Raw genomic sequence first — 26592 nt, forward strand, 5'->3', positions numbered from 1 at the left:
TTTTTACTCTCCTAAACTTGGAGTCATTTCGATAATCTTCCATGGAAGTCCTTGAGAATTAAGCTCATCCATAAAAGGTTTTGCGTCAAATTCTTCCATATTAAACACACCTTTTCCTTGCCAAATTCCTTTAGCGATTAGTTTTGTACCTATCATCGCAGGAACTCCTGTAGTGTAGCTTACCGCTTGTGCGCCGGTTTCTTTATAACATTCTTCGTGATTGCAAACATTATAAATATAAACTTGTCTGTCTTTGCCATCTTTTATACCACGGATTACACAACCTATATTGGTATAACCTTTTGTGCGAGGACCTAAACTTGCAGGATCAGGAAGTAGGGTTTTTAAAAATTCTATAGGAATGATTTCTTTACCTTGATGCATCACAGGTTTTATACCTAGCATTCCAACATTTTCAAGGCATTTCATATGAGTTAAATAACTTTGTCCAAAAGTCATAAAAAAGCGAATTCTCTTCAAGCCCTTGATATTTTTTACCAAGCTTTCAAGCTCTTCGTGATAAAGTAAGTAACTATCTTTTACGCCTACTTCAGGATAATCCCATTCCATTTTTATTTCCATCGGTTGTGTTTCTATCCACTCGCCTTTTTCCCAGTAGCGTCCCTTAGCAGAAACTTCTCTAAGATTGATTTCGGGATTAAAATTAGTCGCAAAAGCATAGCCATGATCGCCTGCGTTACAATCTAAAATATCTATATAAGAAATTTCATCAAATAAATTTTGCTGCGCATAAGCACAAAAAACATTTGTAACGCCAGGATCAAACCCACTTCCTAAAAGTCCTAAAATTCCTGCTTCTTTAAATTTATCATTTCTTGCCCATTGTTCTTTATACTCAAATTTAGCTAGATCTGGATGCTCATAGTTTGCTGTATCAACATAATCAATTCCTGCTTTTATGCAAGCATCCATCAAGCTTAAATCCTGATAAGGCAAAGCTACATTAAGCAAAATTTGCGCCCCTGTTTTTTTAATAAGCTCTACAACCGCATCGCTATCATCTGCATCAATTTGTGCGGTTTGAATTTCTACTCCTAGACGCTCTTTGATAAAACTAGCAATTTCATCGCATTTGCTTTTGGTTCTACTTGCTAGAGTGATTTTACTAAAGGTATCTGAATTCATTGCGCATTTTACGGTAGCTACGCGACTTACCCCGCCTGCGCCTATAATTAAAAGATTTTTCATTGGTCGTGTCCTTAAAGAAATTTTAGGAATTTTAGCTAAAAATTGATAATATCAAAATTTATTTTTTCTTTTAGCGTGTAATTTGAGCTGAGCAACATAAAAAAATCTATATTTTTATATCTTACTTTGAGTCTATAAAAAGCTCCTAAAAATTCTTTTTGCAAAATTGTAGCTTCAAAACGATTTCCTATTTTAAGTTCTGCATAGCCAAAAGTATAATTTTTTGAAGCAATCCACTGAAAAAATTCATCTTCTAAATCAAGCTCTTCTTCTATGATATTTAAATCAGGTAAAATTCTAGCACTTTTATGATTAGGCTTAAAATAAAGCTCTTTAGGATCTGCATGAGCTAGAATTTCTCCTTTATCAAGAAAGGCGATTTTATCAGACATACAATAAGCATCCTCGATATCGTGAGTTACCATAATGGCTGTAATTTTTTGTTTTTGTATGAGTTTTTTTAGCTCTCTTCTTAAGTCTTGTTTTAAATTCTGATCTAAATTAGAAAAAGGTTCATCTAAAAGCAAAAGTTTACAGCCTCTTGCTACTGCTCTAGCAAAAGCCACTCTTTGCGCTTGTCCGCCCGAAATTTCATCAATTTTCTTATATCTTAAATTTTCAATTTCAAAGGTTTTTAACAAATCCTCTAAAATTTGTTTTTTATCTTTTTTATCATAGAGTGCAAAAAGTATATTTTTTTCAACATTTAAATGGGGAAATAAAGCATAGTTTTGAAACATCATCGCCACTTCGCCCTTGCATTTTAAAAATTCACAAGAGCTCGCTTGTTCTAGTTGGGCGATGATTCTTAAAAGTGTACTTTTACCACTTCCGCTCCCTCCTAAAATGCTTAAAAATTCTCCTTCTTTAACATGAAGATTGATATTTTTTAAAGCTTGTATTTTGCCAAAATTTTTTGATAGGTTTTTAATTTCTAACATCATCTTTCCTTGTGATTTTATCCATCCAAATAACAACTATTAAAGAAAGTAAAACAATGAGCAGCGAAGGCAAAGCAGCATCATAAATTCTCTCATCACTTGCAAACCAAAAAGCTTTTACACTTAGAGTTTCAAAACCAAAAGGAGCTAAAATTCTACTCAAAGGAAGCTCTTTTATGGTATCGATAAAAACAATGATAAAAGCCAAAAATAAAAAATGTTTCATTAAAGGAGTATGAATTTTAAAAAATAAGATCAAATAACTCGGCCTTAAATTTAAACTTGCTTCATCGGTGTTAAGATGGATTTTATTATAACCCCCTTCTAAAGAATAAATTGCACTCGCTAGAAAACGAATAATATAAGCAAAAACTAAAATAATCAATGAAGTGCCTAATAAATTAAGATGAAAAATTTTATCTAAAAACACGAAAAGGACAATCATGCTAATTCCTAAGGCAGCCGCAGGTATAGAATAACCCAAAGAACTTAGCTTAAGAATACATAGGCTGAAAAAGTTATTTTTTATGATTCTTGAGCTAAACATTAAAAAATAAGCCAGTAAAGTCGTAATCAAAGCTGTGATGAAAGCCAATATAATGGTTTGAAAACTAATGATATAAAATTCTGCTTCAAAAAGTTTAAAATCTTTTAGCCCCCAATAAACAAGCCATATAAAAGGCAAGATAAATCCTAATAAAGCGATGATAAAACAATAAAAACAGGCTAAAATTTGCTTTATATGACTTAATTTCCTTTTTTTGATAAAAAGAGTTAAATTTTGATTAAAACTATAATGATGCTTGTTTTTATAATAATAATCTATATACATGATTAAAAAAACAAAAATCATCAAAATTCCTGACAAAATACTAGATGAATAAGAATCATTCAAATCATACCAGAGTTTAAAAATCCCTGCCGAAAAGGTATCTACCCCCAAATAAGCCGAAGCTCCATAGTCGCTTAAAGTTTCCATCAACACAAGCAAAGCTCCAGAAAAAATAGCAGGTCTTGCACTTAAAAGCATGATGCGTGAAAAAATTCTAAATTCAGAATATCCCATAATTTTAGCTACTTCATAAGCTTCTATGGCTTCGCTTTTAAAAGCAGTTTTGGCAAATAAGTAAATATAAGGATATAAAGAAATTCCTAAGACAAAAATAACTCCATAGTGGTTGAAAAAATCTATCCTAAAACCAAAAACTTCATGAAAAAAGCCCTGAAAATCCATAATTCCAACATATACAAAAGCTAAAATATAAGCAGGTATTGCCAAGGGTAAAATGAGTAATTTTTCTAAAATCCTACAAAAGTAAAAATTATAATTTGCCATCAAATAAGCACTACTTACACCTAAAATCAAGCTTAGTAATAACACCCCTATACTAACTATCAAAGTATCTTTGATGAATTTTAAAAACAAATAATCAAAAAAATGACTCAAATTTTCTTTAATGGATGAAATTTCAGCCAAATTGCTTGTATTGAAATTTTGAAAAAGAATATAAAAAAGCTCAGCAAAGATGCCAAAAATAGGTAGAGTAAGAAAAAGGGCAAGTAAAATTGCCCCTATCTTGTAATACTTTAGGGTTTTAAGCATTATCTAAAACCGACTTGATCATAAATTTTAACAGCCTCTTTAACCTTTTCTGCTATTTGACTCACAGGTATTTGATCTTCTTTAAAAGTTCCAAAATCTTTTACCGTTTGGCTTAATTCTACATCGTTTCTTATAGGAAATTCATAATTGCTATCAGTGAGAATTTTTTGAATTTCTGGAGTTAGCATAAATTCCATAAACTTCTTAGCTGCTTCTTGATTTTTGCTTGATTTTGTCATAGCAATACCGCTGATATTTATATGAGTTCCTCTATTGTCTTGATTTGGAAAAATAATACCTAAGGAATTTCCAACTTCTACATCTTTTGGATTTTTAGAATTTTTTAAAAGCCCTATATAATAAGTATTCATAACAGCAAATTTAGCCTCACCTGCAAAAACTTGTCTGGCTTGATCCCTATCTCCACCCTTTGGTTTGGTTGCAAGATTGTCAAGCACACCCTTAGCCCATACTTTAGCGTTTTCATCTCCATCATTAGCTATAATAGAAGCTAAAAGAGTTTTGCTATAAGGAGCTGTAGCACTTCTCATAACGATTTGTCCTTTAAATTCAGGCTTAGCCAAATCTTCATAGTTTTTCATTTTGCTAATGTCAGTGTTTGCATTTTTATTGTAAGCAATAATTCTTGCTCTTTTTGTAATCGCAAACCATTCCCCATCTTTATCTCTTAAATGAGCGGGTATAGTATCTTCTAAATATTTTGATTTAACAGGGCTTAAAAGTCCAGAATTTTTTGCTTCTGTAAGATTGGATATATCGGCTGTTATAAAAATATCAGCAGGCGAATTGCTTCCTTCAAGCGAAAGTCTTTTGATGAGTTCTGAAGCTTTAGCTTGAGTATGATTAACTTTAATGCCTGTTTTTTCCTCAAATTTTTTTATAATCTGAAAATCAGCATCATAATGTCTTGCCGAGTAAATGTTAAGTTCTGCAGCACCTAGTAAAGAAAAACCTAATAAACATAAAGAAAAGATTTTTTTCATTTATTTGTCCTTATATTGAGAATTATATTTAGTTTTATCATGATCTTTAAAATCAGCATTAGAGTGTTCAGAGCACGCAAATGCAAAACCTAAGCAAAATAAAAATAAAACTAATTTTTTCATTATTTCTCCCCTTTTTTTTTGTGATTAAAATTAGACTAATTTTTGATAAAGGATATTAATATTAAAAAGTAAATATAAAGTAACTTAATGATTTTTCTAATGATAAGTATTTTCATTTTATTATAATTAATTTTGATATTAATTATAAATAATTAAATTTAATATAAATATTTAAGAGTATTTTTATATATAAAATATTAATATTCAATATCAAAAATAAACCACAAAGAAAGTAGAAATAATAATGAAATTTTATACCATGTTAAGCACATTATTTATAAGCTTTATGTTAAGTGCTTGTGCTGTTTTGCAAAAACCATCTCCACTTCAAGAAAACAAAGATTTTTATATACTTGATACTCATACTCAAAAAAAGATTTCTTTTGAAGATATGATTGTAGAATTATTAAAAGCAGATGTGATACTGCTTGGCGAAAAACACGATGAAGCAAAGCACAAGATAAGCCAAGTTATGATTTTTAATGCCTTAGAAGGAAATTTAAGTTCTCAAAATATAAGCTTTGATGTGGCTTTAGAAATGTTAGCAAGCACAGAGCAAAATCACTTAGATAAAGCTTTTAAAAATAAAAAAACCATTAAAACCAATGAACTTACTAATGCGTTAAATTGGGATAAGGGCTGGAAATGGAAAGATTATGATCAATTTGTCAATGCAGTTTTTTATTCAAGAGCAAAAATATTAGGCGCAAATCTTTCACGCTCAGAAATTACAAGTATTTATAATGGAGTTCAGCCTTTAAAGGGCTATGTTTCAACCACAAATGAAGTAAAAAAACAAATTTTTGACATTATATCCTTAAGTCATAAATTAAATCCTCAAGAAAATAAAGAATTACTAGATAAATTAGTAGAAATTCAACAATTTAAAGACAGGCGAATGGCTGATGTATTGGTTCATCATACAAACAAGGTTTTATTGTTAGCTGGGAGCTATCATACAAGCAAGAAAATAGGAATTCCTTTACATATACAAGATTTTAAAAGTGATAAAAAAATAGTCGTGGTGAATTTAAACTATGGAGAAAGAGATTTAAAAGACAGTGATTATACTTTTATTTATTATTAAAGGAGAATAATGAAAAAATTAAGTTTATTTTGTGTTATGGGTTTATGTTTTGCTAATTTTGCTTTTTCCGAAGAATTAGAATTTGATAGTCTTGAAATTTCAGGCTCAAAAATCAAAAACGATGAAAAACCCTTTGTAACTCCCGGAGCAACAAGCACAAGAGATAATTTAAATTCAAACACTCAAAGTATAGATTCTATAGTGCGTAGTGTTCCTGGTGCTTATACTCAAGTAGATCAAGCACAAGGGGGAGTTTCAGTAAATATTCGCGGTATGACAGGACTTGGAAGAGTAAATACACAAATTGATGGTGTAACTCAAACTTTTTTTGGTTCTGCAAGTGATGATAGCTTTCATGGGCAAATTGGAACTTCAAGTTTTACAGCCCCAATAGATAAAAATTTTTTAGTCGCCTTAGATGTTAATCGTGGAACTTTTAGCGGGGCAAATGGAGCTAATGCTTTAATGGGTTCGGCTAATTTTAGAACTATAGGCGTAGATGATATAGTACAAGAAGGAAGAGTTTTTGGTTTTTTGGGAAAATACTCTTATGGTAGCAATGCTATAGGACCTAATTTTATGGGTGCTATAGCAGGAAAAACTATGTTAGAAAATAATGCTAATTTAGGCATTTTATTTGCTTATAGTGGGCAAAATGTTTCTCAAAATTATAAAATTGGAGGTGGAGGCTATATAGGCGATCAAAAACCCCCATTTGACACTGATGATGATGGCATTCCAGATGATAATTTAGCAGCACCTATAAACCCAAATAATCTTTATAATCAGCCTAGAAGTCAACTCTTTAAAGTAGAATACAAATCCGATATTAGTGAGGCGATTTTAAACTATAGAGCTTATAAGAACAATCTTGCGGGTAGAAAGATTACAAATGATACCTATCAAATTGATTATCGTTTAAATCCTGATTCTAATCTTTTGGATCTAAAGTTTTTATTTGCTTACAATGATGGAAAGCAAAAGTATAATCAAGGCAGCACTTGGGGTTATCACGATATGAGTGGAGTTAAGACTAAAAATCGAGCGGTAACTTTTGATCTTAGTAATACCATGAATAAAGAATTTTCACAAGATTCAAATTTGTATTTTACTTATGGGGTTAATATTTTAAACAATCATTATAGTAATGATTTTCCACAAGATAGAGTGCTTTTGCCTTATATTTTAACCAGTTTTTATCCTAAAGGAAAACAAGATATCAAAACCCTTTATTTGGATACGAGTTTTACAAAAGGAATTTTCACCTTAAATTCTAATATCAATTGGACTAATGCGCAATTAAGTGGATATAAAGGAATTTGTAGCATGGCTAATCCTTATTGCCAGCCAAAAAATGCGACAAATTTAGAAAAGGATTACAATAATTTTAATTATTCTTTGATGCTTTCAGCAGATATCCATCCGCTTTTTAATCCTTTTATTTCTTATTCTAAAAGCCATAGAATTCCAAATGTCCAAGAGTATTTTTTCACCCATGATGCAAGTTTTGAGCATAATATGAACACATTTTTAAAGGCTGAAAGTGCAGATACTTATCAAATCGGTTTTAATTCTTTTACACATGAAATTTTAAATGATAGCGATACTTTAGGTTTTAAAATGCTTTATTATGATACTAAGGTAAAAAATTATATTTACAATAGAAGATATTGGCAAAAAGCTGACGATGCTATCTTTCTTATGCAATTAAATGATGATGAAAAAGCTAAATTTCACGGGGTTGAACTTGAATTTAAATACGATACGGGATTTTTTTATTCTATACTATCTTATACTTATCAAAAATCCAAGCATAAATTTTCAGATACAGAATCTTTAGAATTTGGGGGTGCACAATCAGGCCAAAGTCAATTTGCCCAACTTCCAGAGCATTATGCTAATCTTGATATGGGTGTAAGATTATTTGAAGAAAAGCTAACTCTAGGAGCTCTTGCTAAATACACAGGAAAAGCAAAGAGAATAGTTCCTGTAGGTAGCTTAGATGATGATCCAAGCAATCCTGATGCTATGGCTCCGCTTAAAACTACAGATGAATTGCCAAAAATACCAACTATTGTTGATCTTTATGCAAATTATAAAATTTTGAAAAACTTTACAATCAAAGCAGAAGTACAAAATTTATTTGACAAAAACTATATGGATGCACTTTACTCTTACAACACAGGGGAAAACCAAAATGCTGGAGGGTTATTTGATCCTATTTATATTTATAACAACTCTGCTCGCGGTCGCACCTTTATAGTAAGTTTTGAATATAAATATTAAGGAAATATATAAATGCTAAAAAAAATATTTTTATTTTGTTTTTTATTGTTAAATTTAAATGCTGAAGTGAATGTAACAGATACAAATTTATCTTTTGATTCTCCTAAAATAGAAGCCGAAGTACCAAAAATAGAGCTTTCTCTTTCTAGTCTTTATCAAAACGCTGATGAGGTGGTAAAAGGTGTTATTTATATATTGGTTTTATTTTCTGTTTTAGCATGGGCGGTTTTTATTTCTAAGCTTATGCAATTTTATTTTATGAAGAAAAATTTAGACTTCTCTATACACAAGATAAAAGAATTAAAAAATCTCAATGAATTAGATCAGACAAAAGGTTTTGCAGGTGTTTTATCTTTAGAAATTCAAGATGAGCTTGAAAAAAGTGAATATAAAAATGATCATATAAAAGAGCGTATAGAATTGCGCTTGCAAAATACCATCTCAAAACAAATCACAGCAAGCAAAAATGGCTTGAGCTTGCTTGCAAGCATAGGCGCTAGTGCACCTTTTATAGGGCTTTTTGGAACAGTTTGGGGGATTATGAATGCATTTATAGGTATAGCCAATCTTGGTAATGCCTCCTTAGCAGTCGTTGCACCGGGTATAGCTGAAGCCTTGTTTGCTACAGCTTTTGGCTTGATAGCTGCTATCCCTGCGGTGCTTTTTTATAATTATCTTACAAGAAAAAATTTAAAACTTATGCACCATTTAGATGAGCTTGCAAATTTTGTCTATATACTTTTTCATAGGAGTTATTTTAATGATAAAAACTGAAATGGCTCACAAAGAAAAGGAGTTAAGTGAGATCAATATAACTCCTTTTATAGATATTATGCTTGTATTATTGATCGTTTTTATGGCTGTTACTCCTCTTATTACAAGTTCTATTAAGATAGAACTGCCTAAGAGTTCGCAGCAAGCAGAGGATAAGCTTAAAAATCCCATCATACTTTATTTAAATACCGATAATACTTTGGCTATTAATGATGATAAATTAAGCCTAGAAAATCTTGCAAATGCTTTAGATATAAAAACCAAAGGTAATAAAGAAGAAATTATTTATTTTCATATTGATAAAAGTGTAAAGTATGAAGATATTATGCAAGTAATGCAAAAATTAAAAGAGAATGGCTATGGAAAAATAGCCCTTTCAAGTAAGAAGGTGGATTAATTATGAAATCTGGTATGATTTTTGGATTGGTGTCGAGTTTAATATTGCATGCTTTGGTATTAATGTTTTTTCTTTTTTCTTTCTATACTCAAGAAAAATCAAGCGGTGTTGATTTTAAACAAGGAGTGGAATTTACTTCCATTATGATGGTATCAGAGCTTCCTATTGGAGAATTAAAAGAAGTTTCAATCGATCAAAAAAAGAGCAATTCTCAAGATAAAAACAAAAAACAAGATGAAAAAATGAGTCTTAACTCCCAAGATAAAAATGCTGTATTAAAAGCTCAAAAAAAGATAGAAAAACAAGATGAAAATCAAGCCCAAAAAGAAATAGCTAATGCAAGTGAAAATTCAAAATTTAAAAATGAATCGCTCAGTGCTCCGCTACAAAGTAATGAAGATAAAACACAGACTATAGTAAGTGGCAATGCTAAAGAACAAATTAAAAGCTATCAAGCCTTGCTTATGGCTCATTTGGCTAAATTTAAAAAATATCCTCAAGAAGCGATAATGCAAAAGCAAGAAGGTGTTGTAAGAATTCGCGTAAGCATTGATGAAAGTGGAAATGTCTTAAGTAAAGAGCTTAAAAAATCCTGCCCTTATGCAGTGCTTAATGATGAAGTTTTAAGTTTATTTAAAAGAGCTTCTCCCTTGCCAAAACCACCTAAAGAAATGTTGAAAGATGGTGAAAAAATCAGTTTTGTTATGCCTATTGATTACAATATTAAAGACTATTTAGGTAAAAAATAAACTCTTGATTAAATAAAATTGATTAAAATTTTCGTTTTGAGATTAAGGCGGTGGTATGTTTTCTTCGTTTTTTGCAAGTAAAAAATGGGCTTTATGGGCTTATTTGGGGCTTTTTTTGCTTTTATTTTTCTTATATATGCAAACAAGCTTAAATGTTGCGATCAATTCATGGTATAGTGATTTTTATAATGTTTTACAAAAACCAAAAATAGAGCTTTTAGATTCTAATACAACGCAAAAGGCGGAAGAGAAATTTGAAAACAATGCAAGTTTAATCCAAGAGGCCAATCAAAAAGCACAAGAAAATTTCCAAAAAGCTAATTTTATCAATAAAGGCGCACTTTATTATTATCAAAGTTTATTGGAATATTTTTTTAATTCTAGGGCTATGATTGAAAAAGAAAGCTATTCTGCGAGTGATTTTTATGCTTTGATTTTAGTATTTTTAGCTATTGCTATTCCTTATGTTTTAATTGCAACGATTAATATTTATTTTGCTAGTGTTTACGCCTTTAAGTGGCGTGAAGCTATGACTTTTTCTTATTTGAAATTTTGGAAAAATAAAAATGATAACATAGAAGGAAGTTCGCAAAGAATTCAAGAAGATACTTATAATTTTTCTAAAATTGTAGAAAGCTTAGGACTTAGTTTTATAAGAGCTTTAATGACTCTTGTAGCTTTTATACCGATTTTATGGACTTTAAGCGATGTTGTAAGCAAGGCTTTATTTGCAAATTTAAGTGAGAATTCTAGCTTTTATTTTTTAAAAAACATCGATGGTTTGCTTGTTTATGTTGCACTTTTGATTTCTTTAGGAGGATTAATCGTATCGTGGTTTGTAGGAATTAAACTTCCAGGACTTGAATACAACAATCAAAAAGCCGAAGCAGCTTTTAGAAAAGAGCTTGTTTATGCTGAAGATAACCGCAAAGAATACGCTAAAAATGAAACCATGATAGAGCTTTTTACAGGACTTAAATTCAATTATAAAAGACTTTTTTTGCACTATGGATATTTTAATATTTGGTTAATTTTATTTGAGCAAATGATAGTTATCGTTCCATTTTTAATCATGGCTCCAGGACTTTTTGCGGGAGCTATAGGACTTGGTATTGTAATGCAAATTAATAATGCTTTTGATCAAGTAAGAAGTTCTTTTAGTGTTTTTATCACAAATTGGACAACTATCACCCAACTTAGAAGTATACATAAGCGTTTAAAAGAATTTGAAAAAAATATCGAATACGCGAAAAATAAAAACAAAAATCATTTATAAAAATGTCTAAATTTGCTAAAAATTATCAAAGCGATGAAAAGTAAAAAGGCTGTGAAAATACATAAAAATTCCCAGCCAAAACTTTCATAATAAAAACTTGGCAATACAGAACCCAAAGCACCCCCACTATAATAAAATGTCAAATAAATTCCATTAGCCAAGCCCTTTTTATCCACAATCGAATTTAAAATCCCTGAAAATATACAATGACTTATAAACATTCCGCTACAAAATACAAACATAGCAAAAAAGGCAAAATAAAAATTCCCTACTATCATACAAAAACAACCCGCTATAAAAACCAAAAACCCAAATATAGCTGTGCGAATTTTTGAGCCTAAAATTTCTATGGTTTTACCTATAAGTAGTGAGCTTATTACTCCGGTTAAAAATCCTAAATAAACAAGTCCAATTTGTGTTTGAGTGATATCTTTTATGCTTTCTTTAAGATGAAAAGGTAAAAAACTTACTATGCTTTGAAAAGAGAAAAAGATAGTAAAAACACAAAATAATATCACCATAAATCTAAGTTCTTTGATAAAGGGTAAAAAATCCCTCAAGGAAGTTTGAGTGTTTAAGCTTATAGGATGCTCTTTAAAAAACAAAAATAAAAAAGCACAAACCATCATTAAAATACTAAAAAAATTTAAGGCAAAATGCCAAGAAAAAAGATCGCTCAAAAAACTTCCAAAAACCCTCCCAACAAAACCACCAAAAGTTGTAGCACCTACATAAATGGCTATGTTTTTTTGTATATTGTCGCTTTCTAAACGACTAAGCAAGGTAAGAAGTGCTGTCAGTATAGCAGGTATACAAAGAGCTTGTAAAAATCTAAGAAATAGAAAAAAATAAAAATTATCGTTTAAGTTTCCAATAATACCAAAAATAGAACATAAAAACAAAGAAACAACAAGAATTTTCTTTAAGGAAAAAATTTCAAGTAAATAACCATAAACCAAAGGTGCGATTGCTAAGGGAATAAGCGTAACACTGATTATCCAAGAAATTTGGTGCAAATTTACATGAAAATAATTAGACAATAAGGGTGCTATAGGTTGCGGAGCATAGACAATAGATAGGGTTAATGTAGCACAAAAAATAATCAGAATTTTAAGCATTTTCATGCTTTAAATTAAACTCCAATGCAAATTAATTTTAGCTTAAAAACCATTTTTAAGCTAAAATTTTACTTTTAATTGTGTATAATTAAATATTTTATTTATAAGGAGCTTTTATTGGACCCCAGTCAGGTTTTAGATTTAAACCAAACTTTACCTACAGCGTCTTTTGATGCAGGATATTCTATACTTATGGTTGTCATTGCACTAGCTTTAGTGCTTTTAAATGGCTTTTTCGTTTTGTCTGAATTTAGTATTGTTAAAGTGCGTCGTTCAAAACTTGAAGAAATGGTTAAGGAAAAAAAAGTAGGTGCTAAAAAAGCACTAGAAGTTACTTCAAGACTTGATACCTATCTTAGTGCTTGTCAGCTAGGAATTACTTTAAGTTCGCTAGCCCTTGGTTGGATAGGTGAGCCTGCTATAGCAAAAATGTTGGAAATTCCTCTTGCAAATCTTGGATTTAATGGAGTTATTATCCATACTATAGCTTTTATTATCGCCTTTAGTATCATCACTCTTTTGCATGTGGTTTTAGGCGAGCTTGTTCCAAAAAGCATTGCAATTGCTATTGCAGATAAAGCTGTGCTTTGGGTAGCAAGGCCTCTTCATTGGTTTTGGATACTTTTCTTGCCTTGTATTAAAATTTTCGATTTTCTTGCGGCCATGACTTTGAAGCTTTTTGGCATCAAGCCTGCCAAAGAAAGCGAGTTAACTCATAGTGAAGAAGAGATTAAAATCATAGCAAGCGAAAGCCAAAAAGGCGGTGTTTTGGATGAATTTGAAACTGAAATTATCCGCAATGCGGTTGATTTTTCAGATACTGTTGCAAAAGAAGTGATGACGCCTCGTAAAGATATGATTTGTCTAAATAAACAAAAAACTTATGCTGAAAATATGCAAATCATTTGCGATCATAAGCATACGCGTTTTCCATATATAGATGGTTCTAAAGATACTATTTTAGGTATGATACATATACGAGATATAGTGCAAAATGAGCTTAGTGATAAGAGTGAAAATTTAGATACTTTTGTTAAGCCTTTGATTTTAGTTCCTGAAAATATTAGCATTTCAAAAGTTCTTGTGATGATGAATAAAGAGCGTTCTCACACTGCACTTGTGATTGATGAATACGGTGGAACAGCTGGAATTTTAACCATGGAAGATATCATGGAAGAAATTATCGGTGAGATTAAAAGTGAAAATGAGGAAGACAGCTATAAAAAACTTGCTGAAAACATCTATGAATTCCAAGGTCGTTGCGATATAGAAACCGTTGAAGAAATGCTTTTGATAAGCTATGATGAGGATTTAGAGCAAGTAACGATAGGTGGCTATGTGTTTAATCTTCTAGGGCGCTTGCCCGTAGCGGGTGATCGCATTGAAGATGAGCTTTGTTACTATGAAGTTAAAAAAATGGATGGTAATTCTATAGAGCGTGTTAAGGTGGTTAAAAAAACCAACAAAGATGAAGAATAAGCCTTTTTGGCTTATTTCTTTCTATAAACTTTATTTTTAAGTTCTATACACTCAAAACCTTTTTTGTCTAAAGTTACTATACGCAAATGTCCCCCATCATCTACTTTACCTTCGCACAAAAATACTCTTTTTTCTATTTGCACAGGCAATTTTGTGCGGTTTCTATGTCCAAAGATTTGATAAACATTGTCTTTTGTAAATTCACAAAACTGACTTGCTACTTTTTGACTCTCTTCATAATTTCCTACGCCATAAATAAAATCATAACTTGGCATAAAGCTTATTTGATAAGCCTTAGAAGGTAAAAGATTTACCCCGCCATGCGAGCAAAAAACTTGTTTTTCATGAAATTTATAGTACAGACATTCTTTTAAGTAAGGATAAAACTTTCTAGCATCCCTAGGCGTGAGTTTTTCTTTTCTAAAATCTTTGAGTGTATTTTCGTTAAATTCTTTAGAGCTTGATAGTTCTCCATTGGCCCATTTTATCAAATGTCTTTCGTGATTTCCTTCAAGTAAATATACATTCTCTCTTTCACAAATTTTAAGCAAGAATTTTAAGACCTTGCCATTTTCTATGCCTCTATCGATATAATCCCCTAAAAAGATATAGCATTCATCATCTTCGAGCTCTTGTAGATATTCTTTTAAGATGCTAAAGCAGCCTTGAATATCGCCTATGTGGTGAATTTTCCTATACTTACTAAGATTAGGCATTTGATAAAGGCATTTTTTCCAATCATTAGGATTTAAAATCGTATATTTTTTAGGAATTCTTTCAAGCAGGTGATGGGTTTTTTTTAAAAGTGATTGTGAGACTATATAGCCACGCTCTTTGGCTTTTTGCTCGTTTTTTCTAAGACATTCTTCTAAAGAGCTTTTAAAATCTATAATATAAATATCATAGCGATATTGCTTAGCTAGTTCTTTATAAACCTTAAGGGTTTCATTATAAGCGTTAATGATGCAAAATTCACCTTTTTGCATACGCATTTCTAAAAATTGAAGTAAAATTTTATATAATTCTTCATCATTTTTTAGATTTAAATTTTTATATTTACTTACGATTTTACTTACACTTCCTGAAAGCAAACGCAAAGAATTTAGATCAAGAGTGTAATCTTTTAAGCGATTTTCTTTGATAAATTCTTCTTGTCCTGCGTAGTAATTCCCCCTTAAAATAAGTAAAATACGCAAATTCTTTCCTAAATTTTCTTTAAAAATTCAGTCTTTAGTACAATAACGCCAAATTTATCTACTTTAGCTTCAATTTCATTTTCTTTAGAAGTAAGTTTGATATTTTTTATCGTTGTTCCGCGTTTTAAAGTAGTGCTAGCACCTTTAACTTTTAAATCTTTTATCACGCTTACGCTATCTCCAGCATTTAATTCTGTTCCATTTGCATCTTTAGGCATTTTTTTCCTTTTTAAATTTTTATATCATTGTATATTTTATCATCATTTTCTAAGATTTTTCTTGAGCTAAGCGCTTCTTTTTGATATAGATATTGATGGATTCTACACCCAAAGAAAAAGCCATAGCAAAATATACATAAGTTTTTGAAATATGAAAATCCAAACCTTCGGCAACTAAAGTTACACCAACTAAAATCAAAAATGCTAGAGCTAAAATCTTAATCGTTGGATTATCATCAACGAAATTTGAGATACTTTTGCTTGCAAGCATCATTACAAAAACAGCTACAACCACTGCAATCATCATAATTTCTATATTATTAACCATACCTACAGCAGTAATAACCGAGTCGAGTGAAAAAACAATATCTAAAACAGCAATTTGTATCAATATGCTAAAAAATCCTCTTTTAGCTCCCTCTTTTAAAACCTCTTCATCGCTTTTTTCTCCGGCATTATCGATATCATGATGAATTTCTAGTGTGGATTTTGCTATCAAAAATAATCCACCTAAGATCAAAATAATATCCCTTCCTGAAATTTCTTGTGAAAATACGCTAAAAAGCGGAGTTGTAAGTTTCATAATCCAAAATAAAGAAAGGAGCAATAACAAACGCGTAATCATCGCCAAACTTAAACCAAAAATTCTTGCTCTTTGTCTTTTTTCCTTAGGGAGTCTTCCTACCAAAATAGCGATAAAAATGATATTATCTATCCCTAAAACAATCTCTAAGCCAATCAAAGTCGCTAGAGCGATCCACATTTCAGCACTAAAAATCCACTCGAACATAAGCTTCCTTAAAATTTGAAATTTTTTAAAGTGTAATTTTATAATTTCAAAGCAAATATTAAATATTTTGATATAACATATAATTAAATTTTTACAAGGAAAAACAATGAAAACATTAGAAGATATTAAGGCTATGAGTTATGAGAGCAGCTCGCACTTGTGGAGCAAATAATAATGATTTTTCTATTTTAGATTATTTATTTGATGAGTATGGCTTAAGTCTAAAAGATCCTAAATATAATTTTCGCTTTGCAGATATGAAATATATCAAAGAAGCTAATGATAAATATATTGTAGTAAGATATATGGAAGATAATCCTAGCATTTACAAAGAAGCTTTAATCTATAGGTATATCCTAAAAGTTAGAAATCCAAACCCCCAAATTATCCAATACCTAGCAAATCATGGAGCTAAATTTGAAGTGTATCGCGAAGATACAGGCTGGTCTCCTATACATTTTTGGGCTAGTAATAATGATTATAAATTTCTAGAGCTTGCCATCAAAGGAGGGGCTAATGTGGATATGGAAGAATATGAGTTTGAATCAATCTATAAATATCAGGATACACCCTTATTTGAAGCAGTGAAAGAGTCAGGAAATTACAGAACCGTGCAACTTCTAATAGAGCTTGGAGCTAATGTTAATTTTGTTCCCTATTTAACGACACCTTTAGATCAAGCCGAAGGAGCTAGAAATAGAAAACTTTTAAAAGCTGCAGGTGCAATGACTTCCGATCAACTTGAAAAGAAATTTAATATCTTTTATAAGGATTATGAAGATCGTAATGAATATTGTGATTTATTAAATGAAGCTATAAGAAAGGATAAGGAAAAAGAAAACCTACAAAAAAATTAAAGGAGCAACAATGGAAAATAAAAATTTATTAGATGAAGATATGCAACAAATATTTGAATACTATCTTAAAAATGATAGTTATTAAAAGGTGCCATAGATGGCTTAAAAAAACATGAAGCAAGAGCTTTTATAGGCAATGTTTTAAGCTACGAATATAAAAATCTAGTGGAAAATGGTAATTTAAAAGTTGATGAACAATATAAAGTTACCTTACCGCCTAATCTAATCACTGTTTTAGAATACGATAAAAAAGATTTTGAAGGTGCAACTCTTAAAAATTTCATTGATGATGTAGAATGTGAGTTAAGTGATTGGGAAATTGAGCTTTATGATGATCCTCACTTTATGGATATGATGAAGATGAGGAGGGATATGAAGATGATGAAGATGATGAAAAAATGAGTGTAGATGAATGGGTAACAGATCAAGTAAGCGATATTAGAGATTTTTTATATGCTTTAAAAAATTTTAAAAGTAAATACCGATAAAACACTCAAGTAAATTTAATTTTCTAAAATTTAGCGATAAAATATCTTAACTTAATGACAATTTTCAAAAATTTCTACTACACTTAAGGGTAAAATTTCATGCTCTAGGCCATGAATTTTTGCTTCAAATTCTTCAAAGGTTAAATTTTGTTTTTCAAAAGCCTTTTGAGCGATGATTTTTCCTCCATCTAATTCTTCATTTACCCAATGCACACTCACTCCAGCTACTTTCATATCGCTTTCATAGCTTTCTTTGATAGCATGAGCTCCTTTAAAAAGGGGCAGTAAAGATGGATGAAGATTGATTGCTTTGATATTTTTTGTAAAAACAGGGCTTAAAATTCGCATAAATCCAGCCAAGATAGTAAGATCTGCTCCGCTTTCTTTGATTTTTTTTACCAAAATTTCGTCAAATTCTTCTCTGTTTTTATAATCTTTGTGTTCAATGATCACGCTTTCAAGGTCAAAGTTTTTAGCTCTTTGTATCCCATAAGCATCTTTTTTATTGCAAAGACAAAGCACGACTTCATAGGTGTTTTTACCTATAGTTTTTTTATGAAGTTTTTCTAAGATATTTTGTAAATTACTTCCATTTCCACTAAAAAGTACCGCTAATTTTACAAGCATTTTAATCCTTTTATAAGTTTTATTGCATCGAAGCTGTTTTTGTTAAATTTATATTTTTTAGCCACAAGAGCGTGTGCTAAACAAGCATTTTTAGCCGCTTCCAAAGCGCTGAATTTTACCCCTAAAAGCGCAGCTATCATACCGCTTAAAACATCGCCACTTCCGCCTTTTGCTAAAGCTTCATTTCCAAGATTTACAACAAAGATTTTTTCTTTTTGTATGATGATAGGATTTACACCCTTTAAAACAAGAACACAATCATAATTTTGTGCAAATTTTTTAGCATAAAAAAAGCGATTTCTTTGCAAATCTTCTATACTTAAATCCTCATCAAAACACATTTTATAAAGTCTTATAAATTCTTTTGGATGCGGGGTGATGACTACATCTTTTCTACTTAGATACCAAAGCACAGCTTCACTTAAAAAGCAATTTGCATCCAAAACCAAAGGAATATTTTGCAAAATCTCATCTTTTAAAATATCTAAATTTTCAAGTCCCATACCTAAAGCAATGGCACTTGCATTATCTTCAATCTTTTCTTTTAATATTAAAAGAGGTGAAAAACTTTTTTTTGCAACTAAGGATACAAGCCCGCTACCAAAATTTAAAGCCCCAAGTCCTGCTAGGGTTCCTGCACTTGCACTAGCTATTATATAGATATGACCGAAATTTCCTTTATTGGAGTTTGTATTTCTTTCTATGGTTTTTAAATCTTTTTCTTCAAGTAAAAAAGCTTTGGAATCAAGACTAAATTTTTTAGCATTAATACCTAGGTTTGCGAGTTTGATTTTGCCTACAAATTCTTTAGCAAAATCCTCAAGCAAAATTTCTTTTAAAGCTCCCATACACTGCGTGATATCAGCTTTAAAACAAGGAGTAAAACCCAAATTTGTAGGTATGTCACAAGCTATTTTTAAAGCTTTACTTTGATTTACCTTTTCTAAAATTTCTTTTGTTTTTTCATCTACTTCGCGGTTTGTTCCTGTGCCTAAGATACAATCAACAATAATATGAAATTTTTTAAATTTAGGCTCTTTTTTTGCAAATTTAAAACCAAAATTTTTTAAAATTTGCTCTTGTTTTTTAAAAATTTCATTTTCTTTAAAGCCTAGTTTATAAGCTTTTGCATGCTTTAAATTTCTTAAAGCTACTAGGCCATCAGCAGCGTTATTGCCTCCGCCCAATAAAAAAAGTATTTTTACTTTCTTTATCTTGTATTGTTTGCGAATTTTTTTTGCTTCTTTTTTAATAAGCTTAGCTAAATTTAATCCTGCGTTTTCCATTAAAATAAGCTCATCTAAGCCTTTATTTATAGCATTTTGTTCTAAAGTTTTAATATCATCAGTAATAGTTTTCATAATCTTTTTTCACCAGAAAATAAATATTTTTTTCTCGCTCTTCTTCAAATTTTTTCATTTTGGGTAAAAATTTCTGAATTAAAGCACGAAAATTTTTAAAGCCATAATTTTGCGGATTAAAATCAGAATATTTGCGGTTCATATTGGTGCGAATTTGCGCGTATTCGGCGCGTCCTTTTTCATCGATGAGTTGTTCTGTGATATTGATCAAAGCTCTTAAATAATCCTTGCTTAAAATATCTTCTTTTTTGTTTTCATCTTGATCAAGGTAAAAAAACTCACTAAAAGCGTTTACATAAGATTTTATAGACTTTTCAAGACCCATTCCTATAACTTGCTTTTTGTTTTCTCTTAGCTTTTGAATGAGCGAGGTATAGTCACTATCGCTAGAAACAATGACAAAAATATCAATATCTTTCTCATAAAATATACTCATAATTTCAGTGATTAAATACATATCACTTGAATTTTTATTTGCTGCGAAATTAAACTGTTGCATAGCGATTAAAGAATACTCAGCAATTTGCTCTTTCCAAGCTTGAATATTTTTTTGAGTCCAATCTCCATAAATACGCTTGATAATTATTTCACCATAATCCGAAGCGATATCAAAAATACTTTTTGCGTATTTTGCGGGTATATTTTCCGCATCGATAAAAATAGCTATGCTTTTATTTTCCAATTTAACTCCTCATCCTAAAACTCAAAGCTTCTAAAATATGATTTTTACTAAGAAGTTCTTTTTCTTCAAAATCTGCAATAGATCTTGAAACTTTTAAAATTTTATTTAAAGCTCTTTGTGAAAGATTATAACGCGAAATGGCTAAATCCAAAGTATCCTTGGCATCTTTTTCTAAAATACAAAATTTTTGCAATTCTGTATCGTTTAATTTGCCATTAAATTCTTTTTGGCCGCGTTTTTTGCCAAAGATAAAAGCCTTTAAAATTCTTTCACTCATTTCTTTTGAATTTATACTTGACTTATCATCTTTGCTGATCTCATCCATAGCTACATAAAGATCAATTCTATCCATAATAGGGGCTGAAATGTGATTTTTATACCTTTTAATCTCATTTTCACTACAAACGCAAGACAGATTTTTAGAAAATAAATTTCCACAAGGACAAGGATTTTGAGCGGCAACAAAACTGAATTTGGTTTCATAAGTGGTTTTTGAATTGACTCTTGAAATATGAATTTTATGATCTTCTAGAGGTTCTCTTAGACTTTCGATAATCTGTTTGTTAAAATGAGGAAATTCATCAAAAAATAAAACTCCACCATTAGCTAGAGCGATTTCACCTATCTTCGCATTTTTTGCTCCACCACCAAAAATACTAGCTCTTGTAGAGGTATGATGAGGGTGTCTTAAGGCTCTTTTTTGCGTAAATTCGCAATTTTTAGAATTTAAAGACATATAAGCATTTTGCATTAAAACCTCATTTAAACTTTGTGGAGGCATGATTTCAACAAGGCGTTTTGCACACATACTTTTGCCACTTCCTGGACTTCCTTCAAAAAGTATATTGTGCATACCTAGTGCTGCTATCAAACAAGCTCTTTTAGCTTTTTCTTGTCCTTTGATATCTTTAAAATCAAGTTCAAAATGATGATTTTTAATAAAAATTTCATTTTCTATAATCAAAGGATTTGCAAATAAAGGATGGCTTTGGGTGAATTTGAATTTCTCATAGTTTTTTTCTTTAAAAAATTCAATCACTTCATTTAAATGCTCAAGTCCATAAATTTCTAGATTGGGTATCATAGAAGCTTTTAGAGCTATATTTTTTGGGACTACAACTTTTGCACTTTTTACCTTTGTGGATAAAAATAAAAGTAAAGAAAAAAGCTCATTGGTGCTTTTGATACTTCCATCAAGACCAAGCTCGCCTACCACAAAAAAATCATCAAAGTCTTCATTTTGCAACAATATAAGCGTAGCGATAACTAAATCAAAATGAGAACCTTTTTTTGGAATTCCTGAAGGGCTAAGATTGATGGTGATTTTTTTAGCAGGAAATGAAAAATTGCAAGTTAAAAGTGTGGCTTTGATACGCTCGATACTTTCTTTAATTGCAATATTTGCAAGTCCGACTATGCTTAAATTAGGTAAGCCTCTTGTAAATGTAGACTCTACATCGATGATATCTAAATTCTCATCAAAGCTTACACATTTTAATTTTTTCATTTAGATTTTTTTTGATTTTTAAGTTTCTTTTTAAATTCTTTATCAAATTTTTGTCTTTTTAAAAAAGAAATCTTTTCTATAAATAAATGACCATTAAGATGATCATTTTCATGCTGGATGGCCACAGCTAAAAATCCTTGAGCTTCTAATTCTTTAAAATTTCCAAAGCGATCTTGATATTTAAGCAAGATATGATTATAACGCTCCACTTCTTCAAAGAAGTCAGGCACGCTTAAACAACCCTCAGTGCAGGTGATTTTTTCTTCACCTAAAGGAATGATTTGCGGATTTATAATTTCTAGTAAGTCTTCTTTTTTCTGCTCTTCATTTTCATCTAAAATATTTACGATCAATGCACGAAGTGGGATATCTACTTGTATAGCAGCCAAACCCACTCCTTGACTAGCAATCATAGTATCATACATATCATCAAGCAGGGTATGAAGTTCTTGATCAAATTGCTTTACAGGTTCAGAATTTAAAAAAAGTCTAGAATTAGGATAAGTGATAATTTTTCTAACCATAAACAACCTTTATTTAAATGATTTTACTCATTTAAAACTTTTTTCTAAAACCTTATCGATCAAACCATACTCTTTAGCTTCTTGTGCTGACATGAAAAAATCTCTTTCTGTGTCTTTTACTATTTTAGCGACTTTTTGCTTAGTATTTTTTGCCAAGATATCATTAAGTATAGCTTTTAATCTTAAAATTTCTTTGGCTTGAATTTCTATATCCGTAGCTTGTCCTCTTGCACCACCTAAAGGCTGATGTATCATGATGCGTGAATTAGGCAAAGCAAAACGCTTGCCTTCTGTTCCACAACTCAATAAAAATGCACCCATAGATGCAGCTTGACCTATGCAAATCGTACAAACATCAGGCTTGATATAATTCATAGTATCATAGATACTAAAACCGCTTGTGATCACACCACCTGGAGAATTGATATAAAGATATATATCTTTTTGTGGATCTTCAGCTTCTAAAAAAAGAAGCTGTGCTACGATAGAAGCGGCAAGTTCATCATGAATTTCGCCACTTAGCATAATAATTCTATCTTTTAAAAGACGCGAATAAATATCATAACTTCTTTCACCGCGGCTTGTTTTTTCGATTACATAAGGTATGTACATTATTTATCTTCTTTCTCTTTTTTACTTGCTTTATCGGTTTTTGGCATAAAAATATCGCTGAAAAGTTTTTCTTCGATCAAAGCCATTTTTACTGCAGGTAAAGCCCCTTGTTTTTTATAATTTTCTAAATGTTCTTTTGGATTCATTCCATAACGATAAGCTTCAAAATAAATCGCTTGAATCAATTCTTGATCATTTACTTCAATCTTACGAAGTTTTGCAAGCTCATCAATGATAAAAGTAAGTTTTACGCTTTTTTGCGCTTCTTCTTTGAAAGAATCGCGTTTTTCTTGATATTTTTCTTTACTTGCTTTAAGTTCTTCAATTTCTTTTTCGCTAAAAGTATTAAAAGCCGCACGCATCTGCATATCAGTTTCTTGTTCTACTATGCCTTTAGGTAAATCAAAATTATATTTTTCAATCAAAGCATCAGCAAATTTAGCTTTTAGCTCATCATTTACAAGCTTGAAAAGTTTTTCGTTTTTGATTTGCTCTTTAAGTTTTTCATCCAAAAGTTCAACTGTTGGTTTTTCTTCATTTTGTAAAAGATTTTTTAACATTCCTTCATCGAGCTCAGGCAATTTTAATTCTTGAATTTCGTGCAATTTTACTTTAAATACCGCATCTTTTCCTGCTAAATGTGCTGCGCCGTATTCTTTAGGAAAAGTTACTTTTACATCTTTTTCTTCTCCGCTTTTCATTCCTACCATACCTTCTTCAAAACCTGGTATGAATTGTTTAGAACCTATTTCTAAAACATAATTTTCAGCTTTACCTCCATCAAAAGCTTTCCCATCTACAAAACCCTCAAAATCAAATTTTGCAAAATCACCTTCTTTTAAAGCTCTTTTGGTTTTAATAGCTTCAGGAGTAGCAAAGCGTTTTAATAATTCTTCTTTTTTCTCATCGATTTCTTTTTTAGTTACTTTTGGAGTTTGATACTCAGGAATCAATTTTTCATAGCCATCGAGTTTAAATTCAGGCTTAAAAGAAAGAGCTAATTCAGCAACAATTTCTCCATCTTTACGATCAAATTTTTCAAAATATGGCTCACCTACAAGTTCTTTTGCTTCTTTTTTTAATTCTTTTAAAGCGCTATCAACAGCAGATTTAAAAAGATTTTGTTCCGCATCTTGAGTCAATTCTTTTTGATATCTTTTAAGTACAGCAGCAACAGGAACTTTTCCTGGTCTAAAGCCGTCCATTTTTACATTTTTAGAAGCTTTTTTAGCTAAATTTTCTACTTCGCTTTTAATCATCCCTGAAGGAATTTTTACACTAGCAGTCGCATTAACAGAGTCTAATTGCTTTGCTTTTACTTCCATAACATTTTTCCTTATAAAATAAAATTTGCTTTAATCATAGCAAATTTTTCCTTATTAGTTGCATAAAATTTTAAAGCATTTTATGTTAAAATGAGCCAAGAAAAAAATACGGAGAATAATTTGCAAGAAAAATTTGAAAATTGCGTAAAAACTATGCTTGAAATTATGGGGGAAAATCCAACTAGAGAAGGACTCGTAAAGACGCCTAATCGTGTTTTTAAAGCTTATGAGTTTTTAACAAGTGGATATAAAAAAAATGTCAAGGAAATACTAAATAATGCTTTATTTGAAAGCTCAAATAACGAAATGGTTCTAGTGCGTGATATAGAATTTTACAGTCTTTGCGAGCACCATCTTTTACCTTTTTTTGGCCGCGTGCATGTGGCTTATATCCCTGACCAAAAAGTGGTTGGGCTTAGCAAAATTCCACGTCTTGTAGAAGTATATGCGAGAAGACTTCAAATTCAAGAACAACTTACCGAACAAATTGCTGAAGCTTTGATGGAAAATGTTGGTGCAAAAGGTGTTGGTGTGGTTATAGAAGCAAGACATATGTGTGTAGAAATGCGTGGGGTACAAAAAGCAAATTCTACTACTACCACTTCGGCTCTTCGTGGACTTTTTTTAAAAAATGAAAAAACACGCGAAGAATTTTTTTCACTCATTAATTCTCCTAAGCAAGTTCGTTTTTAATGAATTTAGAAAAACTTCGTTCTAAGCTTGGCAAAGAAAATTTAAGTGCTGTTTTTGGAGAGATCACTAAAATTTCTGCTACAAGTATAGAAATTCGAGGACTTAAAACGGGTGTGGGTGACATCATTAAACTTGTTTCAAATGAAAATGAAAATTTAAACACCTTAGCTATGGTTGTTGAAATTAAAGAGCAATTTAGCTATCTAAGTCCTTTTTCTTTCATAGAAGGTTTTAAAATAGGCGACCGCGCTTTTATAAGTGATGCAGGAATGCAAATAGGCGTTAGTGATGAGCTTTTAGGAAGAGTGGTGGATCCTTTTATGCGCCCTAAAGATGGCAAGGGTGCTATAGAGGCGACTAAATATATGCCTATCATGCGTGCACCTATTGATGCGATGAAAAGAGGACTTATAGAAGAGGTTTTTCCTGTGGGAGTTAAAACCATAGACGCGCTTTTAACTTGTGGCGTGGGGCAAAAATTAGGCATTTTTGCAGGAAGTGGCGTAGGAAAATCTACTCTTATGGGTATGATAGTTAAAAATTCAAAAGCTCCTATCAAAGTAGTCGCACTTATAGGCGAAAGAGGGCGCGAAATTCCTGAATTTATACAAAAAAATTTAGGTGGAAAGCTTGATGATACGGTAATTATCGTTGCAACAAGTGATGATAGTGCTTTAATGCGAAAATATGGAGCATTTTGCGCTATGAGCGTGGCCGAATATTTTAAAGAACAAGGCAAAGATGTACTTTTTATCATGGATAGCGTAACGCGGTTTGCCATGGCACAAAGAGAGATAGGACTTGCCCTTGGCGAACCTCCTACTACAAAAGGCTATCCTCCAAGTGTTTTAAGTCTTTTGCCTCAGCTCATGGAAAGAACGGGAAAAGAAGAAGGTAAAGGAACCATAACGGCGTTTTTTACTGTTTTGGTTGATGGAGATGATATGAGTGATCCTATCGCCGATCAAAGTCGTTCTATCTTAGATGGGCATATTGTTTTAAGTCGTGAGCTTACGGATTTTGGAATTTATCCTCCTATTAATATACAAAATTCAGCCTCAAGGGTAATGGGCGATATCATAAGTCCTGAACACAAACTTTGGGCTAGAAAATTTAAACGCTTAAATTCGCTTTTGAAAGAAAATGAAGTATTACTTCGTATCGGTGCTTATCAAAAGGGTAGTGATAAGGAGCTTGATGAAGCTATAGCTAAAAAGGAATTTATGCAAAAATTTTTAGGACAAAATCCCGAAGAAAGCTTTGAATTTGAAGAAACTATAAGACTTTTAAGTCAAATTGATGCTAATGTTGCCCCTAGTGCAGTGCAGCAAAATATCAATATGGGAAGTTCTAACGCAACACTACCTAATCCTAATCTTAAATAATCTTTTTTTGTATTAAAAATAATTTCAATAAATATAGAAATGTAAATTTCATCAACAAATCAAAATCTTTAGATTGATACTTGCATATCAATCTAAATTATATATATTAGCCAACATATAAACTAATATGTAAAATCAATATTTCATATTAGTTTAATCAAAACCTTTTCTTTCTAACATCCTCAAGTATATTATTAGCTATATCACTTACTGTACTAGAAATAATAGCAGACTCATTAGCAATCTCTACATTATCCTTAGTGGTTTGATCAATTTGAGCT

Annotated in this window: 27 protein-coding genes and 1 pseudogene; 11 read left to right on the forward strand and 17 right to left on the reverse strand. The window is 30.9% G+C overall.

The window, feature by feature from the left end:
* Window positions 1-3 precede the first annotated feature (3 nt).
* From KAR67_RS08575 to KAR67_RS08595, 5 genes are read right to left on the reverse strand one after another with little or no spacing between them, the layout of a single operon-like run.
* Window positions 4-1209 (reverse strand): saccharopine dehydrogenase family protein, encoded by a 1206-nt coding sequence (locus tag KAR67_RS08575; RefSeq protein ID WP_002778575.1) that lies wholly within the window; start codon window positions 1207-1209, stop codon window positions 4-6.
* 35 nt (window positions 1210-1244) lie between these two features.
* Window positions 1245-2153 carry an ABC transporter ATP-binding protein gene (locus KAR67_RS08580; protein ID WP_072212050.1) on the reverse strand — a complete coding sequence of 303 codons (909 nt, stop codon included), beginning with the start codon at window positions 2151-2153 and terminating at the stop codon, window positions 1245-1247.
* Window positions 2137-3753, reverse strand: a complete 1617-nt coding sequence (locus KAR67_RS08585) for an iron ABC transporter permease (RefSeq protein WP_002806319.1) — start codon at window positions 3751-3753, stop codon at window positions 2137-2139. The genes KAR67_RS08580 and KAR67_RS08585 overlap by 17 nt, the downstream gene beginning before the upstream one ends.
* Window positions 3753-4757: a Fe(3+) ABC transporter substrate-binding protein gene (locus KAR67_RS08590; protein ID WP_002778568.1), complete on the reverse strand. Its 1005-nt coding sequence runs from the start codon at window positions 4755-4757 to the stop codon at window positions 3753-3755. The genes KAR67_RS08585 and KAR67_RS08590 overlap by 1 nt, the downstream gene beginning before the upstream one ends.
* Window positions 4758-4880: a hypothetical protein gene (locus KAR67_RS08595; RefSeq protein ID WP_002778566.1), complete on the reverse strand. Its 123-nt coding sequence runs from the start codon at window positions 4878-4880 to the stop codon at window positions 4758-4760.
* A 244-nt stretch (window positions 4881-5124) separates the two neighbouring features.
* On the opposite strand from KAR67_RS08595, the gene KAR67_RS08600 reads away from it, so the two are divergent.
* Genes KAR67_RS08600 through KAR67_RS08625 form a run of 6 tightly spaced genes read left to right on the forward strand, consistent with a single transcriptional unit; the run spans window position 5125 to window position 11449 of the window.
* Entirely contained in the window at window positions 5125-5967 is an 843-nt protein-coding gene (locus KAR67_RS08600) for a ChaN family lipoprotein (RefSeq protein WP_002826909.1), read from the forward strand.
* A gap of 9 nt (window positions 5968-5976) precedes the next feature.
* Complete coding sequence (locus KAR67_RS08605) at window positions 5977-8253, forward strand: TonB-dependent receptor (RefSeq protein ID WP_002788768.1); 2277 nt, start codon at window positions 5977-5979, stop codon at window positions 8251-8253.
* Between the two features lie 12 nt (window positions 8254-8265).
* Window positions 8266-9027, forward strand: coding sequence for a MotA/TolQ/ExbB proton channel family protein (locus tag KAR67_RS08610; RefSeq protein WP_002778559.1), 762 nt, complete (start codon window positions 8266-8268; stop codon window positions 9025-9027).
* The gene (locus KAR67_RS08615) at window positions 9014-9424 is read left to right on the forward strand and encodes a biopolymer transporter ExbD (RefSeq protein ID WP_131235571.1); all 411 of its coding nucleotides are present in this window, start codon (window positions 9014-9016) and stop codon (window positions 9422-9424) included. The genes KAR67_RS08610 and KAR67_RS08615 overlap by 14 nt, the downstream gene beginning before the upstream one ends.
* Window positions 9425-9426: 2 nt before the next feature.
* Window positions 9427-10173: an energy transducer TonB gene (locus KAR67_RS08620; RefSeq protein ID WP_002785466.1), complete on the forward strand. Its 747-nt coding sequence runs from the start codon at window positions 9427-9429 to the stop codon at window positions 10171-10173.
* A gap of 55 nt (window positions 10174-10228) precedes the next feature.
* Window positions 10229-11449 (forward strand): putative transporter, encoded by a 1221-nt coding sequence (locus KAR67_RS08625; protein WP_002793769.1) that lies wholly within the window; start codon window positions 10229-10231, stop codon window positions 11447-11449.
* On the opposite strand, the gene KAR67_RS08630 is transcribed toward KAR67_RS08625, so the two are convergent.
* The gene (locus KAR67_RS08630; RefSeq protein WP_131235572.1) at window positions 11440-12567 is read right to left on the reverse strand and encodes an MFS transporter; all 1128 of its coding nucleotides are present in this window, start codon (window positions 12565-12567) and stop codon (window positions 11440-11442) included. The two genes, KAR67_RS08625 and KAR67_RS08630, sit on opposite strands and share 10 nt — an antisense overlap.
* Before the next feature lie 117 nt (window positions 12568-12684).
* Here KAR67_RS08630 and KAR67_RS08635 point away from each other — a divergent pair, with 117 nt between their 5' ends.
* Window positions 12685-14046 carry a hemolysin family protein gene (locus tag KAR67_RS08635; RefSeq protein ID WP_002780082.1) on the forward strand — a complete coding sequence of 454 codons (1362 nt, stop codon included), beginning with the start codon at window positions 12685-12687 and terminating at the stop codon, window positions 14044-14046.
* Between the two features lie 11 nt (window positions 14047-14057).
* On the opposite strand, the gene KAR67_RS08640 is transcribed toward KAR67_RS08635, so the two are convergent.
* The 3 genes from KAR67_RS08640 to KAR67_RS08650 are packed head-to-tail and all read right to left on the reverse strand — an operon-like array spanning window position 14058 to window position 16250.
* A complete protein-coding gene (locus KAR67_RS08640; RefSeq protein ID WP_002790604.1) occupies window positions 14058-15242 on the reverse strand; it encodes a serine/threonine protein phosphatase in 1185 nt (394 codons plus the stop codon).
* 8 nt (window positions 15243-15250) lie between these two features.
* Window positions 15251-15460, reverse strand: a complete 210-nt coding sequence (locus KAR67_RS08645) for an alkylphosphonate utilization protein (protein WP_002780086.1) — start codon at window positions 15458-15460, stop codon at window positions 15251-15253.
* Between the two features lie 49 nt (window positions 15461-15509).
* Window positions 15510-16250, reverse strand: a complete 741-nt coding sequence (locus tag KAR67_RS08650) for a TerC family protein (protein WP_002778542.1) — start codon at window positions 16248-16250, stop codon at window positions 15510-15512.
* Window positions 16251-16390: 140 nt separating this feature from the next.
* Here KAR67_RS08650 and KAR67_RS08655 point away from each other — a divergent pair, with 140 nt between their 5' ends.
* Entirely contained in the window at window positions 16391-17107 is a 717-nt protein-coding gene (locus tag KAR67_RS08655) for an ankyrin repeat domain-containing protein (RefSeq protein WP_002778541.1), read from the forward strand.
* A 165-nt stretch (window positions 17108-17272) separates the two neighbouring features.
* Window positions 17273-17509, forward strand: coding sequence for a hypothetical protein (locus KAR67_RS08660; RefSeq protein ID WP_002778540.1), 237 nt, complete (start codon window positions 17273-17275; stop codon window positions 17507-17509).
* Window positions 17510-17646: 137 nt separating this feature from the next.
* Here KAR67_RS08660 and purN read toward each other — a convergent pair whose 3' ends face one another.
* From purN to tig, 7 genes are read right to left on the reverse strand one after another with little or no spacing between them, the layout of a single operon-like run.
* A complete protein-coding gene (gene purN / locus KAR67_RS08665) occupies window positions 17647-18222 on the reverse strand; it encodes a phosphoribosylglycinamide formyltransferase (RefSeq protein WP_002778539.1) in 576 nt (191 codons plus the stop codon).
* A complete protein-coding gene (locus tag KAR67_RS08670; RefSeq protein WP_131235573.1) occupies window positions 18213-19583 on the reverse strand; it encodes an NAD(P)H-hydrate dehydratase in 1371 nt (456 codons plus the stop codon). Before KAR67_RS08670 ends, purN begins: the two co-directional genes overlap by 10 nt.
* Window positions 19567-20265, reverse strand: a complete 699-nt coding sequence (locus KAR67_RS08675) for an NYN domain-containing protein (protein ID WP_002778537.1) — start codon at window positions 20263-20265, stop codon at window positions 19567-19569. Before KAR67_RS08675 ends, KAR67_RS08670 begins: the two co-directional genes overlap by 17 nt.
* 1 nt (window position 20266) lies before the next feature.
* Window positions 20267-21772, reverse strand: coding sequence for a YifB family Mg chelatase-like AAA ATPase (locus tag KAR67_RS08680; RefSeq protein WP_139847364.1), 1506 nt, complete (start codon window positions 21770-21772; stop codon window positions 20267-20269).
* Window positions 21769-22296, reverse strand: coding sequence for a peptide deformylase (gene def / locus KAR67_RS08685; RefSeq protein ID WP_002778535.1), 528 nt, complete (start codon window positions 22294-22296; stop codon window positions 21769-21771). Before def ends, KAR67_RS08680 begins: the two co-directional genes overlap by 4 nt.
* A gap of 27 nt (window positions 22297-22323) precedes the next feature.
* Window positions 22324-22908 carry an ATP-dependent Clp endopeptidase proteolytic subunit ClpP gene (gene clpP / locus KAR67_RS08690; RefSeq protein ID WP_002783575.1) on the reverse strand — a complete coding sequence of 195 codons (585 nt, stop codon included), beginning with the start codon at window positions 22906-22908 and terminating at the stop codon, window positions 22324-22326.
* Window positions 22908-24233 carry a trigger factor gene (tig, locus tag KAR67_RS08695; protein ID WP_002785451.1) on the reverse strand — a complete coding sequence of 442 codons (1326 nt, stop codon included), beginning with the start codon at window positions 24231-24233 and terminating at the stop codon, window positions 22908-22910. Before tig ends, clpP begins: the two co-directional genes overlap by 1 nt.
* 120 nt (window positions 24234-24353) lie before the next feature.
* On the opposite strand from tig, the gene folE reads away from it, so the two are divergent.
* Window positions 24354-24926, forward strand: a complete 573-nt coding sequence (gene folE, locus KAR67_RS08700) for a GTP cyclohydrolase I FolE (RefSeq protein ID WP_002778530.1) — start codon at window positions 24354-24356, stop codon at window positions 24924-24926.
* Complete coding sequence (gene fliI, locus KAR67_RS08705) at window positions 24926-26311, forward strand: flagellar protein export ATPase FliI (protein WP_002778528.1); 1386 nt, start codon at window positions 24926-24928, stop codon at window positions 26309-26311. The genes folE and fliI overlap by 1 nt, the downstream gene beginning before the upstream one ends.
* A 157-nt stretch (window positions 26312-26468) precedes the next feature.
* Here fliI and KAR67_RS08710 read toward each other — a convergent pair.
* Window positions 26469-26592 (reverse strand): annotated as a pseudogene (locus KAR67_RS08710) (methyl-accepting chemotaxis protein); the annotation flags it as partial.

The sequence above is a fragment of the Campylobacter sp. JH32 genome (genome assembly GCF_017846535.1).
In the GTDB taxonomy this organism is placed as follows: domain Bacteria; phylum Campylobacterota; class Campylobacteria; order Campylobacterales; family Campylobacteraceae; genus Campylobacter_D; species Campylobacter_D coli.